Source organism: Streptomyces triticagri (genome assembly GCF_003429565.1).
Taxonomy (GTDB): Bacteria; Actinomycetota; Actinomycetes; order Streptomycetales; family Streptomycetaceae; genus Streptomyces; species Streptomyces triticagri.
Genome location: NZ_QUAK01000075.1, coordinates 96,012 through 108,078, shown reverse-complemented (window position 1 = coordinate 108,078; position 12,067 = coordinate 96,012). Strand labels below are relative to the sequence as shown.

Genomic DNA, 12,067 nt, shown 5'->3' with positions numbered 1-12,067 from the left:
AGAGGAGCGGGACGATGGTGGCAGCGATGGTGGCGGGTGCGGTGGCGAGCGCGCTGTTCGCGACGGGCAGTGCCGGCGCGGGCTCGGCGGATGTGTATGCGACGCAGGTGAGCGGAGTCTTCGCGCCGCCTTCGGCGCTGGTGGCGTCGTCGGCCAAGACGTACGACCTGAAGACGGTGCCGGCGGGAGCGCGGATCACCGTCGGCGAGACCGCCACCCCGGCGGGCACCGCGGTGACGCTGCATGTCTCGGGTCTGAAGGCGGGCTATGCGTACGGAGCGCATGTGCACCAGAAGCCCTGCGGGACGCAGCCGGAGGACGCGGGCGGGCACTACCAGCACCGGGTGGACCCGGTGCAGCCCTCGACCGACCCGGCCTATGTGAATCCGCGCAACGAGGTCTGGCTCGATTTCACGACCGACGCGCAGGGGCGCGGGCACGCGGTGGCGGAGCACGACTGGGGCTTCCGCAAGGGCGGCGCCGCCTCGGTCGTCCTGCACCGCGAACAGGGCGGTGCAGGCGACCGGCTGGCGTGCTTCAGTGTGCCGTTCGGACCTCATCGGGGGTGACGGTGGCTGCGGGTCCGGCCGGCTGCTCCGCGCTCCGCGAGGAGAACAGCCGGTCGACGCCCAGCGCTCCGGAGCCGGTGAAGACGAGCAGCAGGAAGGCCCAGCAGAACATCGCGGCCGGCTCTCCGCTGTTCTCCATCGGCCACAGGGCCTCGGGCTGGTGGACCTTGAAGTAGGCGTACGCCATGGAGCCGGAGGCGACGAGGGCCGCGATGCGAGTGCCGAGACCGAGCATCACGAGTCCGCCGCCGACCAGCTGGATCACCGCCGCGTACCAGCCGGGCCAGGTGCCGGCGGGTATGGTGCCGCCGCCCATCGCTCCGCCGAGCACGCCGAAGAGCGAGGCGGCGCCGCGGCAGGCGAAGAGCAGTCCGACGACGATGCGGAACAGGCCGATCGCGTAAGGCTGGGCGCTGTTGAGACGTCCAGTCATGGGGGGATCTCCTTCGGTTCGTGTGGGGACGGGAAACCGATCGGGAAGCCCCTAGGTTAGGCAGGCCTAACCTGTGCTTGCAAGTTCAACATTTAATTGGCGTCCGGTTTCTGCCGGACCGTCCGAAGCATCCCTCCGCTATGTGATCGCCGACTCCTCCACCGTCCTCAGGCGCGCCTTGCCGCCCCGCAGGGCCTGGGCCTGATCCATCCGCAGCCGTGCGGAGCGGCCGCGCAGGGTCAGGGTCATCAGCTGGTTCCCGAACCAGGGCCCGCCCGTGCGGCGCCAGTCGACCCGGGCCGGGCGGGTGCGGCCGTGCCGGGCGAGGCGCCGGCCGAGCCCTCTGCCGAACCGGCTCCAGCCGAAGCGGAATCCGAGCTTGATCACCGCGGGGATCGAGTTGTGCATGGGGGAGCAGGTCAGCTGGAGCACCCGGGATCTCGGGCCCGTGCCCGCCGGCCAGCTGGGCTCGGCGACATAGGCGTGGTGCACATCGCCGGAGAGGACGCAGATGGCGGCCGGTGCGTCCGGTCGGCCGCCCACCTCCTCGATCAGCGTGGTCAGTTCGTCGAAGGAGTCGGCGAAGGCCGGCCAGTGCTCCAGGTCGCTGCGGCGCCGGATGTCCTCCGCGAAGCGCGCCCAGCGCGGGCCGCGCTCGCCGGCGGCCAGCGCCGCGTTCCACCCTTCGGCGTCGTGGATGAGGTGCGGCAGGAGCCAGGGCAGCGAGGTGCCGATGAGCAGGTGGTCACAGGGGCCGTCGAGGGCCTGGGCCCGGATCCAGGCCGCCTCCTCGGGATCCACCATCGCCCGCCCGGACTCCTCCAGGACGCGGGCCGCGCGGGTGTCGATCATCAGCAGCCGGACGCCGCCGAAGTCCCGCCGGTAGCTCCAGCGCGCGCCGGCCGGATCCTCGTCCGCCGCCGCGGCGAAGTCGCGCAGCGCGTCCGTGCCGTCCGGGTGGGCGCGGACCGCCGCGTACACCGCGTCCGCCGCGAGCTGCTCCGGGGTCAGATTGCCCAGGTGCTGGTACACCCAGTACGACATCAGTCCGCTGAGTATCCGCTCGCGCCACCAGGGTGTCGCACGCATCTCGGCGACCCAGGCCGCGCTGGTGTTCCAGTCGTCGATCACGTCGTGGTCGTCGAAGATCATCAGGCTGGGCACGGTGGAGAGCAGCCAGCGGACCTCCGGGTCCAGCCAGGACTCGTAGTAGAGGTGCGTGTATTCCTCGTAGTCGGCGACCTGGTCGCCCGGTGGCTCGGAGAGGTCACGGCGGGCGGCGAGCCAGCGCCGGGTGGCCGGGGAGGTCATGTCCGCGTAGACCTGGTCGCCGAGCAGCAGCAGGACGTCAGGCCGCTCGGCGGCGGGGTCGGCGGCCAGGCGTACGGCCAGGGTGTCCAGCGCGTCCGGGCCCATCGGGTCCTTCTCGCCGGTCGGCGAGATCGCCCAGCGGCAGGAGCCGAAGGAGACCCGCAGTTCGTCCTGTGTCCCGGCGGGGGTGCGGATCGTCGAGGGCGGGAAGGGGGAGTCCGGCTGCGGCCATACGCGGTCGCCGTCGAGCAGGACCTCGTACGCCGTCTCCGTGCCCGGCGTCAGGCCCTCGACCGGGATCAGGGCGTAGTGGTGACCGGCGACCTGGAACGTACGGGTCCGGCCCGCGGCGCCGTCCGCACAGCGCACCTCGGCGGTGCTCGGCCGGTCGGACTCGACCCAGATGGTCGCCGCGCCACCGTCCACGTGGCGCAGCAGCGGTCCCAGGCGGAGCCTGGCCATGGTGATCACTCCCCTCCGTCGCCCCGTACGGTACGGAACGAGGGAGGGGAGTGGACAGGTTCCGGCCGACCGGTGATCGGTGGGGCCGGCCTTGAAGGCCCTTTGTCAGCAGTCCTCCGTCAGCGGTCCTCAAGGAGTGCCGACAGTGGGTCGGGTGGGCTTGTCAGCAGTCCTTGAGGACGCCCTGGAGTGCGGTCTTCTCCGCGGGGTCGACGGCCAGGTCGTAGTAGTGCTTCACCTGCACCCACATCCGGGCGTACAGGCAGTTGTACGAGGCCAGCGGCGGCAGCCAGTCGGCCGGGTCCTTGTCGCCCTTGGACTGGTTGACGTTGTCCGTGACCGCGATGAGCTGCGGGCGGGTGAGGTCGTTGGCGAACCCCTCGCGCGCGGTGTCGGTCCAGGAGGAGGCGCCCGAGCGCCAGGCCTCGGCGAGCGGGACGATGTGGTCGATGTCGACGTCGCCGGACGCGCTCCAGGTCTCGCCGTCGTACTCGGAGAACCAGGTTCCGGATGTCGCGGCGCAGCTGCTGTCCTGCTCGACGTCCTTGCCGTCGCGCTTCAGGACGACCTCGCGGGTGTCGCAGGAGCCGTCCTGGGTGCTCCAGTGCGGGAACCTGTCCCGGCTGTACCCGTCCGACGAACCCTCGGCCTTCTCGGTCAACTGGCCCAGATACGTACGGGCCGTGGAGGCGGCGATGGGGGTCGGGGGCGAGGCCTCGGCGGTGCTGCCGGTGAGCAGGGCGGCGACCGAGACGCAGCCGGTGACGGCGGCGAGCCGGCGCGGGGACCGGTGACGCGCGTAGACACCTGACATGCGAACTCCCTTGATGTGGGGGGACGTTGGCCGTGGTGGCCAGGTCATGGTGGCGCCCCGGGGTTTCCGTGGGGTGAGCGCCGGATGACAGGGTCGCGTCATTGGCGCGCGCACATCAAGGGTCTGGCGAGGTGTCATCCGGGGGCGGATGCACGGGAGTTGGGTGCGCGGGCGCGGGAAAGGGGTGGGCGCTCGGTGGCGGTGGTGGGCGTTATCGATGCATTCGTCTGTGAATGAGTCGATGCTCGAACCGGTGGATGTCGGGCCGTCTCGGTGGTTCCGGGCGGCGTGCCGGTTGTGCCCGGATTCGGGCAGGCGGGTGGCGGTGGCGGCCCTCGGTTTTGTACCGTGCAGGAACAAAGTGGTCCTGCCCGTTCACCCTGACCGGCGGGCGGGACCGCTTCTTCGTCTCTGTCTGGAGTCCGCCGATGACGGCCAAGCCCACCGCCCTGTCCGCCCGCGCCCTCCTGCTCGACATGGATGGCACGCTCGTCAACTCCGACGCCGTGGTCGAGCGCTGCTGGCGCCGCTGGTCCGCGCGGTACGGACTCGACTTCGACGAGGTCATCAAGGTGGTGCACGGCCGCCAGGGCTACGCGTCCATGGCGGTACTCCTGCCGGACCGCCCGATGTCCGAGAACTACGCGGAGAACCGGCAGATGCTCGCCGAGGAGACCGCGGACATGGAAGGTGTCGTACCGGTCCCGGGCGCGCCCGCGTTCATGGATGCGATCGCCGGACTGCCGCATGCGCTCGTCACCTCAGCGGACCGGGCGCTCTCGGACGGCCGGATGGCGGCGGCCGGACTGCGGATGCCGCTGACGCGGATCTCGGCGGAGTCGGTGGGCGCGAGCAAGCCCGATCCCGAGGGATTCCTCAAGGGCGCGGCGGAGTTGGGCGTCGATCCGGCGGACTGCCTGGTCTTCGAGGACTCGGCCGCCGGGATCGCGGCCGGCGCCGCGGCAGGCATGCGGGTCGTGGGTGTGGGGGAGCGGGCCGCGGAGTACGGGCCCACGGTGTGGGTGCGCGATCTTCTCGGTGTACGGGTGGTGCGGGACGGGGACGGGATCCGGGTCTCGTTCTGAGACGGGTGGGCGTTTCCGGGGCCGGGTCCGGCGCCGGGGCCTGCACCCCGGGCGTCAGCCTTCGAGAGCTCGCCGGGTGGCGGGTCCGTACACGCCCCAAGGGTCGTCCGTGAGGCCCCGGGACTGCTGGAAGCGGCCCACCGCCTCGGCGACCCGCCAGTCGTAGTCACCGTCGATCCGGCCGTCGTAGAGGCCGGCCTGACGCAGCCGCATCTGCAGCTCGAGCACCTCGGGGCCCCTGTCGCCCTGGCGCAGCGTGTTCTCGTCCTCCGCCTCGACCGGGTCGTCGGGCGTGGACGGCGGCGGGCCGGGGCGCTCGGTCCGCGACGGCCGCTTGCTCGGCGCCGACGGCCGGGTCGCGCTCTTCGACGGCCGGGTCGGCGAGGCCTCGGCCGGAGCCGAACCGGTGGCGGACGCCGACGGCGAGGGCGATGTGGACGAGCCAGTCGAGACCGAAGGTGACGGGGACGCGGTCGAGGCGGACGGCGACGGGTCGGGCGCCACGGTGACCGGCGTCCGGGTCGGGTCGGGCAGCGCGCGTTCCTCGTCGCTGTCCGGCGAGAACAGGCCTGCCGAGACCGCGGCGATCGCCACCACGGCGCCCACGGCGCCGGACACGGCCAGGACCGCGCGGCGCCGACCGCCGCTGCGCGCGGGCCCGCGACCGCGGCGGCGGTGCGTCGTGGCGGATGCGGTGGCCGTGGTGATCGGGGCCGCCGGTCCGCGGGCGCCGTCGTCGCTCGGCGGCGTGGACACGTCGTACGGGGCATCGAGCCACGGGTCGCCCGGCTCTGCGGCGTGCGACGCGGGGGCGTGCGACGCGGGAGCGTGCGACTCACCGCCGTCCGGGCACGCGAGGGGTGGCATCGGGCCGGGGAGCGGGGCCGCGCCGGGCGTCAGGTCCGCACCGCCATCGGCATCGTCCGGCAGCGGCATCGACACGTACGGCCGAATCCGCAGCCGCAGCGGATCCGCGCTCTCGCCCTCTGCCGCCGCCGGATTCCGCGCCCCCGCGCACCCGCAGTCCACGCCGTCCGCCGGCCGCGGCGCACCGCAGTCAGGACATATGCGTCCGCTCACCTTCAGGGTCCCCTCCCTCGAGCCGGGCCCCGTGTCCGGACGGCAGTCCGCGCACAGGGCCTCGAGCGATTATGCCGCCGCGCCGCCGTACGGCCCGAAGCGGCCCCGAGGCTACTCGACAGGCCATAACCGCCCGCACCGCCGAGGATGGAGAAGCACGGAACCCGCCGGACGGAGGCGTCGATGGCTCAGGACGTGAGCGACCGGTCGGTCGCGCCGGGGGAGGGGCAGGCCCCGCGCGCCGTCCTGGTGTCGATCGGAGCGCTGCTCCTCGGGATGCTGCTCGCGGCGCTCGACCAGACGATCGTGTCGACCGCGCTGCCCACCATCGTCAGCGACCTCGGCGGGATGAAACACCTGTCCTGGGTGGTCACCGCGTATCTGCTCGCCTCCACGGCGGCGACACCGCTGTGGGGCAAGCTCGGCGACCAGTACGGGCGGAAGAAGCTCTTCCAGTCCGCCATCGTGATCTTCCTGATCGGCTCCGCGCTCTGCGGCATGGCGCAGAACATGCCGCAGCTGATCGGCTTCCGGGCGCTCCAAGGGCTCGGCGGCGGCGGTCTGATGGTGCTGTCGATGGCCATCGTCGGCGACCTCGTGCCGCCGCGGGACCGCGGCAAGTACCAGGGCCTGTTCGGCGCCGTGTTCGGTGCGACCAGTGTGCTCGGGCCGCTGCTCGGCGGTCTCTTCGTGGACCATCTGAGCTGGCGCTGGGTCTTCTACATCAACCTTCCGCTCGGCGTCGTCGCGCTCGCCGTGATCGCCGGTGCGCTGCACATCCCCGTGCGCCGGCAGAAGCACCGGATCGACTATCTCGGGACCTTCCTGATCGCCTCGGTGGCCACCTGTCTGATCCTCGTGACCTCGCTCGGCGGCACCACCTGGGACTGGGCGTCGGCACAGATCATCGGGCTCGCGGTGCTCGCCGTCGTGCTTCTGGTGGCCTTCGTGGCGGCGGAGCGGCGGGCCGCGGAGCCGGTGATTCCGCTGAAGCTGTTCCGGATCCGTACCTTCACGCTGTCCGCGGTGATCAGTTTCGTCGTCGGCTTCGCGATGTTCGGTGCGATGACGTATCTGCCGACCTTCCTGCAGGTCGTGCACGGGATCTCGCCGACGATGTCCGGCGTCCACATGCTGCCGATGGTGCTCGGACTGCTGCTCTCCACCACTGTGTCCGGGCAGATCGTCAGCCGGACCGGGCGCTGGAAAGTGTTCCCGGTGGTCGGCACGGCGGTCACCGCGCTCGGCCTGCTGCTCCTGCACCAACTGACCGAGCACAGCAGCACCCTGGAGATGAGCGCCTTCTTCTTCGTCTTCGGACTCGGTCTCGGCCTGGTGATGCAGGTACTGGTGCTGATCGTGCAGAACGCCGTGTCGTACGAGGATCTGGGCGTCGCCACCTCAGGGGCCACGTTCTTCCGGTCGATCGGCTCGGCCTTCGGTGTCGCGATCTTCGGCACGATCTTCGCGAACCGGCTGGACGGGGCACTGACCGAGGTCCTGGCCGATCAGGACCTGCCTCCTGGCATCACGGCCGCCGCGCTCGAGGCGGATCCGCGCCTGATGGCCCAACTGCCCCCGGGGACCCGGCCGGAGGCCCTGCACGCGTACTCCGAGTCGATCACCGACATGTTCCTGTACGCGGCGCCGGTGGTGCTCCTCGCGTTCGTGCTGTCCTGGCTGCTGCACGAGGACAAGCTGCGCGGGTCTGTGACCGCGCCGGAGATCACCGAGACACTGGCCAGCAATCCCGTGGAACGGTCCTCGGACGACGAGGCGCTCAGAGCCCTGTCGGTGCTAGGCAGCCGCGAGGGCCGCCGCGAGATCTATCGCACCATCACCGAGCGGGCCGGGTACGACCTGCTGCCGGCGGCCAGTTGGATGCTGCTCAGGATCCGGCACCGGGGATCGGTGGAACCGGCCGTCCTCGCGGAGCGCAGCACCGTGCCGCTGCACATCGTCCAGGCGGCGGCGATCCAGGTCGAGGAGCGGCGTCTGGCGACCCGTGAGGGGCTGGACCTGATCCTCACCGAACAGGGCCGGAAGGTCGCCGACAAGCTCTTCAAGGCGCGCGAGGAGTCGCTCGCGGAGCTGCTCGGCGACTGGTGGGGCCCGGGTCGCCCACGCAATCTGATCGCCCTGGTCCAGGAACTGAACGCCGAACTCTGCGGCTCGGACGGCGAACGCCCGCACAACGGCGCGGCACGCCCCACGGGTGGTGCGGGTGGCCGAGCGCGGTCCTGAGGGCCTGAAAACGCCCCCTTACGCGTACGCGCGCGTGCCCGTCGTTTCGAGGTCCTTGGCGTACCACACCTCCGCGTACGGTCCCCTGTTGTGGGCCGGAACCTCCGCATAGCCGTGCCGCGCATACAGGGCCCTTGCCTCGACGAGATCGAGCCGCGTGTCGAGCACCAGCCGCCGCACCCCGAGACCACGCGCGGTGTCCTCCGCGGCTTCGAGGAGCAGCCGGGCGCCACCCGTGCCGCGGGCCTCCTTGCGCACGTACACGCGCGTGAGCTCGGCCCTGGTGGCGTCGAGCAGACGGAGGCCGACGGTGCCCGCCGCTACGCCTGCGCAGCGGCCGACGAGCAGGGTCCCGGTCGGCGGCGCGAGGTCGGAGCCCGTCTCACTCGCGATGCCCCGCTCCAGGTCATCGGCCGGAGTGCTGTGGCCCGGGCCGTACTCGCGCGCGAACCAGCGGTCGCTGACCTCGGTGTAGTACGCACGCCAAAGGGCCGTGGCGGCGGGGGAGTCGGGGGCTTCCGTGGCGATCGTCCAGGTGCGCATGGAGCGCGATTATGGCCGGTGGATCTCCGCGGGTCACCGTAGAATCCGGCGCTCGGTGGCGTGCGCCACGCGCGCGTGGACGACGAGCGAGGAGTGTGGCCGGTGGCTGTGGACGAGCGTGTAGGACCGCCCCATGCCGGGAGTGAGCGGGAGACGTTGCGGGGGTTTCTGGATTATCACCGTGCGACCCTCGCGATGAAGTGCGCAGGGCTCGACGACGCGGAGCTGCGGCGGCAGGCGATGCCGCCGTCGACGCTGTCGTTGCTCGGGCTCGTGCGGCACATGGCGGAGGTGGAACGGGCCTGGTTCCGGCGGGTGTTCGAGGATCCCGACGTCCCCATGGTCTGGTCCGACCGCATCGACTTCCAGGCGGCGTACGACACGAGCGGGGCCACCGGGAGCGAGGCGTTCGCCGCCTGGGAGGCCGAGGTCGAGCACGCGCGCCGCATCGAGCGGGAGGCGGACTCCCTTGACCTGACCGGGCACCAGCCGCGGTGGGGCGAGGACGTGTCGCTGCGGATGGTGATGGTGCACGTGCTCCTGGAGTACGGACGCCACAACGGGCACGCGGACTTCCTGCGCGAGGGGATCGACGGAGCCGTGGGCGCCTGAGCGACCACGGCCCGACCGGAGGCCGCTACGCGCTCTTCGGGGCCGCCTGCTGGGCGACCTCGAAGGACCACACCGCGGCGCTGCTCGACGCGGGCTTCGGGCGGTCGCCGCCGCCCTGGTGGGCCGACTTCATGGGGCCCTCCATCCAGGCCTGGAACGACTCCTCGTCGCGCCACCGCGTGTACACCAGGTAGTCGTCCGTGCCCTCGACGGGGCGCAGCAGCTCGAACCACTCGAAGCCGTCCGAGCTCTCCACGACGCCCGCGCGGGAGGCGAACCGCTTCTCGAGCGTCTCCCGCTGCTCGGCCGGCACGGACAGGACGTTGATCTTCACGATGCTCATACGCCCCATCGTGCCCCATGGGGCGGGGAAGCGGGCGGCCGGTGCCGTCGCCCTCAGTGCCCTCAGTGCCCTCAGTGCCCGCCGTGCCCGCCGTGCCCGTCGCGGGTCTCGTGCCAGCGGGCCACGATCTCGTCCGGGTCGTACGGGGTCAGGCCGAGGGGAGGGCCGGGCGGGGGCCTGCGGAGGTTGGCGGCGATCTTCTCGTTGAGGGCGGCGACGGCCTCGCGCACCGCGCGTTCCGAAGGCGCGTCCGGGACGGCCGCGAGGGTGTCCTCGGCCTCCTTGCGCAGGGCGAGCGTGGGCGGCAGCTGCGAGTAGCCCTCGCGCGCCATCTTCTGCTTGATCCACCACAGTTCGTCGTAGGGCTGGTCGAGACTCGGCAAGGGCTTGCCCGCTCCGGTCAGGTGCGCGAAGTCGCCGCGCTCCTCGGCTTCACGGATCTGCCGTTCGACCCAGGTCTCCACGCGCATGCCGGGAGGCTTCCGCTCGGTCATGCGGCCATTGTCGCAAAGCGGTTGAATGGAGGGACAGGGGGCTGTGGTCCCCGTCACGTGCCGGTATGCAGGGGCGGGCCTAAGATGCGGCGGCGCGTGTGCACGCGCGCGTACTCGTCGGCGGAACCCGTGACTTGAAGGAGCCCACGTGCTCGAGCTCACCATGGCCACTGTCTCGGAGGTGAACGCCGGTGCCACGGCGGGCATGCTCATGGCCGACCACGAGAGCGAGCCCGGTGCGGTGCTCCGGGTGGGCCGCGACCGCAGCGTGTGCCGGCTGTCGGCGCCGGACGACTGGCTGTTCGTCTCGCGTACGCATCTGGAGTTCCGCTGCGAGGCGGACCGGACCTGGTCGGTGACCTGGTTGCGCGGCTCGCAGGCCGAACCGTCGTCCGAGGTCCGTCTGGTGGTCGACGGGCAGAGCTACCCGCTGCAGTACGGCGGCGCGATCCGGCTGCCCGCCGGCGGGTCGGGCGAGCTGGTGATCCAGGACCGCTCGGCACCCCGGAGCGTGAACGTGGGCTTCTTCCACGAGGCGTGAGACACCGGACGGCAGCGTGAGGCACCGGCCCCGAGCGCGGGATGCGCGGCGCCGGCCGCTCGGGCACGGGACGGCGGCGGGGCGGCCTCTTCTCGGACGTGCCCGGCCTCGGAGTCGATTGTCAGTGGCGGACTGCATACTGGCCGAGCCGCTGGAGACGCGGGGAGTTCGGGGGAGAACAGGGGATTCGGGGGATTCGGGGGATGAGCATGACTGAAGAACAGCGGAGCGGGAGGGTCGCGCCGGGAGCGGCGGCCGCCTGGCCGCCGGAGGCGGTACGGACACTCGCGGAGCGCTGGCTGCCCGGTGTCGCCGAGGGCGAGGGCGACTTCGTCTGCTCGCCGGCCGGGCTGTGGCTCGCGCTCGCGGCCGTCGCGGCGGGCAGCCGTGGCGAGACGGCCGCGGAGTTCGAGCAGCTGCTCGAGGTCGCCGGTGACACGGCCGCGGATGCCGTGACGGCCGCGAGCCGGGCACTCGCGGAGACCGACGCCCTGGAGGTGGCCACCGGCGTCTGGAGCGCGGTGCCGGTGTACCGGGCGTACCGCGAGGCACTGCCCGATGTCGGATTCGGACCGCTCGACCCGCCGCGCATCGACGGCTGGGTGCGGGAGGCGACCGGCGGCCTGATCGAGCGGCTGCCGGTGGAGCTCTCCGCCGGGACACTCCTTGTCCTGGTCAATGCGCTGGCTCTCAAGGCCCGTTGGGATGAACCTTTCTCGGGTACGTCCACCCACTCCCGGCCGTTCACCGACGTACGAGGGCAGGTCCACCAGGTGCCGACGATGCACCGGTCCGTCCCGCTCGCCGACGCCTGGCGCATCGACGGGACCCGGGTCGTGGAGCTGCGCTGCCGGGGTGGTGCGGCCCCCGCGCGTGTCCGCTTCGTCCTCGGCCGGCCCGGGCAGCCGGCGCACGAGGTGCTGCCCGCCGCCTGGGCACCCGGCGCGCTGCGTGCCGCGCTCGACGCCGAGCAGGTGGTGATGGCGCTGCCGCGGCTCGCGCTGCGCACTCGTATCGAAGCGGCTGACCAGATCCGCGCTCTCGGCGTCCGCACCGCGTTCCGGAACGGCGCCGATCTTTCCGGCATATCGCCCGAACCGCTCGCGATATCGGATGTCGTCCAGGAATCGGTGCTCAGGATCGCCGAGGAGGGCGTCGAGGCGGCCGCGGCGACGGCCGTCCCCGCGCGCGCCGGGTCCGCGTACCGGCCGGTGCGGGTGGAGCGGGTCGCCTACGACCGCCCGTTCGGTGTGGTCGTGCTCGGCGGCGAGGACGTACCGCTCTTCGTGGCCTGGCAGGCCGGAGCTCCGGACGGGGCGGCCGAGACACCGCGTACGAGCGAGCACCGGCCCGCGTGACCGCCGGATGTGACCGGTGTCGCGCGGTCCCGGAGCAACGCGGACGCGGCCGGCAGCGTCACACGTACCGACGTCATCCGGTCAAAACAACGAGGGCGGGCAGGTGAAGGAGGGGTTGCCTGCGTCTTGAGGACGGGGGACTGGGAGCCTCATAGGATCCGTGGACGGCTCCGGGACG

General features: G+C 72.0%; 13 protein-coding genes. 6 read left to right on the top strand and 7 right to left on the bottom strand.

Features of this window, described 5'->3' with window-relative positions:
* Positions 1-14: 14 nt before the first annotated feature.
* Positions 15-569, top strand: a complete 555-nt coding sequence (locus tag DY218_RS13705; RefSeq protein ID WP_128556268.1) for a superoxide dismutase family protein — start codon at positions 15-17, stop codon at positions 567-569.
* On the opposite strand, the gene DY218_RS13700 is transcribed toward DY218_RS13705, so the two are convergent.
* From DY218_RS13700 to DY218_RS13690, 3 genes are all read right to left on the bottom strand, one after another.
* Positions 538-1,002, bottom strand: a complete 465-nt coding sequence (locus tag DY218_RS13700; protein WP_128556267.1) for a DoxX family protein — start codon at positions 1,000-1,002, stop codon at positions 538-540. The genes DY218_RS13705 and DY218_RS13700 overlap by 32 nt on opposite strands.
* 138 nt (positions 1,003-1,140) lie before the next feature.
* Positions 1,141-2,775: an alkaline phosphatase D family protein gene (locus DY218_RS13695; RefSeq protein ID WP_128556266.1), complete on the bottom strand. Its 1,635-nt coding sequence runs from the start codon at positions 2,773-2,775 to the stop codon at positions 1,141-1,143.
* A gap of 163 nt (positions 2,776-2,938) precedes the next feature.
* Entirely contained in the window at positions 2,939-3,589 is a 651-nt protein-coding gene (locus DY218_RS13690; protein WP_128556265.1) for an HNH endonuclease family protein, read from the bottom strand.
* A gap of 428 nt (positions 3,590-4,017) precedes the next feature.
* On the opposite strand from DY218_RS13690, the gene DY218_RS13685 reads away from it, so the two are divergent.
* Positions 4,018-4,674, top strand: coding sequence for an HAD-IA family hydrolase (locus tag DY218_RS13685; RefSeq protein WP_128556264.1), 657 nt, complete (start codon positions 4,018-4,020; stop codon positions 4,672-4,674).
* Between the two features lie 54 nt (positions 4,675-4,728).
* Here the strand turns inward: DY218_RS13685 and DY218_RS13680 are convergent, their stop codons facing one another.
* Positions 4,729-5,754 (bottom strand): peptidoglycan-binding domain-containing protein, encoded by a 1,026-nt coding sequence (locus DY218_RS13680; protein WP_128556263.1) that lies wholly within the window; start codon positions 5,752-5,754, stop codon positions 4,729-4,731.
* A 183-nt stretch (positions 5,755-5,937) separates the two neighbouring features.
* Between DY218_RS13680 and DY218_RS13675 the strand changes: the two genes are divergently transcribed.
* Positions 5,938-7,998 carry an MDR family MFS transporter gene (locus DY218_RS13675; RefSeq protein ID WP_128556262.1) on the top strand — a complete coding sequence of 687 codons (2,061 nt, stop codon included), beginning with the start codon at positions 5,938-5,940 and terminating at the stop codon, positions 7,996-7,998.
* A gap of 18 nt (positions 7,999-8,016) precedes the next feature.
* Here DY218_RS13675 and DY218_RS13670 read toward each other — a convergent pair whose 3' ends face one another.
* The gene (locus tag DY218_RS13670) at positions 8,017-8,541 is read right to left on the bottom strand and encodes a GNAT family N-acetyltransferase (protein ID WP_128556261.1); all 525 of its coding nucleotides are present in this window, start codon (positions 8,539-8,541) and stop codon (positions 8,017-8,019) included.
* 102 nt (positions 8,542-8,643) lie between these two features.
* On the opposite strand from DY218_RS13670, the gene DY218_RS13665 reads away from it, so the two are divergent.
* Positions 8,644-9,153, top strand: a complete 510-nt coding sequence (locus tag DY218_RS13665) for a DinB family protein (RefSeq protein WP_128556260.1) — start codon at positions 8,644-8,646, stop codon at positions 9,151-9,153.
* A 25-nt stretch (positions 9,154-9,178) separates the two neighbouring features.
* On the opposite strand, the gene DY218_RS13660 is transcribed toward DY218_RS13665, so the two are convergent.
* Both DY218_RS13660 and DY218_RS13655 read right to left on the bottom strand, forming a co-directional pair.
* Positions 9,179-9,496 (bottom strand): antibiotic biosynthesis monooxygenase family protein, encoded by a 318-nt coding sequence (locus tag DY218_RS13660; protein ID WP_128556259.1) that lies wholly within the window; start codon positions 9,494-9,496, stop codon positions 9,179-9,181.
* Positions 9,497-9,567: 71 nt separating this feature from the next.
* Entirely contained in the window at positions 9,568-9,990 is a 423-nt protein-coding gene (locus DY218_RS13655; RefSeq protein WP_128556258.1) for a DnaJ family domain-containing protein, read from the bottom strand.
* 148 nt (positions 9,991-10,138) lie between these two features.
* Here DY218_RS13655 and DY218_RS13650 point away from each other — a divergent pair, with 148 nt between their 5' ends.
* Together DY218_RS13650 and DY218_RS13645 are read left to right on the top strand one after the other, a co-directional pair.
* On the top strand, positions 10,139-10,531 hold the full coding sequence (locus tag DY218_RS13650) for an FHA domain-containing protein (RefSeq protein WP_128556257.1): 393 nt from the start codon (positions 10,139-10,141) through the stop codon (positions 10,529-10,531).
* Between the two features lie 209 nt (positions 10,532-10,740).
* Positions 10,741-11,889 (top strand): serpin family protein, encoded by a 1,149-nt coding sequence (locus DY218_RS13645; RefSeq protein ID WP_128556314.1) that lies wholly within the window; start codon positions 10,741-10,743, stop codon positions 11,887-11,889.
* The last annotated feature ends 178 nt before the right edge of the window (positions 11,890-12,067 follow it).

Excerpts from the sequence above, each read along its gene's own strand:
- DY218_RS13705 (WP_128556268.1), top strand. The coding sequence starts at position 15 with ATGGTGGCAGCGATGGTGGCGGGTGCGGTGGCGAGCGCGCTGTTCGCG.
- DY218_RS13700 (WP_128556267.1), bottom strand. The coding sequence starts at position 1,002 with ATGACTGGACGTCTCAACAGCGCCCAGCCTTACGCGATCGGCCTGTTC.
- DY218_RS13695 (WP_128556266.1), bottom strand. The coding sequence starts at position 2,775 with ATGGCCAGGCTCCGCCTGGGACCGCTGCTGCGCCACGTGGACGGTGGC.
- DY218_RS13690 (WP_128556265.1), bottom strand. The coding sequence starts at position 3,589 with ATGTCAGGTGTCTACGCGCGTCACCGGTCCCCGCGCCGGCTCGCCGCC.
- DY218_RS13685 (WP_128556264.1), top strand. The coding sequence starts at position 4,018 with ATGACGGCCAAGCCCACCGCCCTGTCCGCCCGCGCCCTCCTGCTCGAC.
- DY218_RS13675 (WP_128556262.1), top strand. The coding sequence starts at position 5,938 with ATGGCTCAGGACGTGAGCGACCGGTCGGTCGCGCCGGGGGAGGGGCAG.
- DY218_RS13670 (WP_128556261.1), bottom strand. The coding sequence starts at position 8,541 with ATGCGCACCTGGACGATCGCCACGGAAGCCCCCGACTCCCCCGCCGCC.
- DY218_RS13660 (WP_128556259.1), bottom strand. The coding sequence starts at position 9,496 with ATGAGCATCGTGAAGATCAACGTCCTGTCCGTGCCGGCCGAGCAGCGG.
- DY218_RS13655 (WP_128556258.1), bottom strand. The coding sequence starts at position 9,990 with ATGACCGAGCGGAAGCCTCCCGGCATGCGCGTGGAGACCTGGGTCGAA.
- DY218_RS13645 (WP_128556314.1), top strand. The coding sequence starts at position 10,741 with ATGACTGAAGAACAGCGGAGCGGGAGGGTCGCGCCGGGAGCGGCGGCC.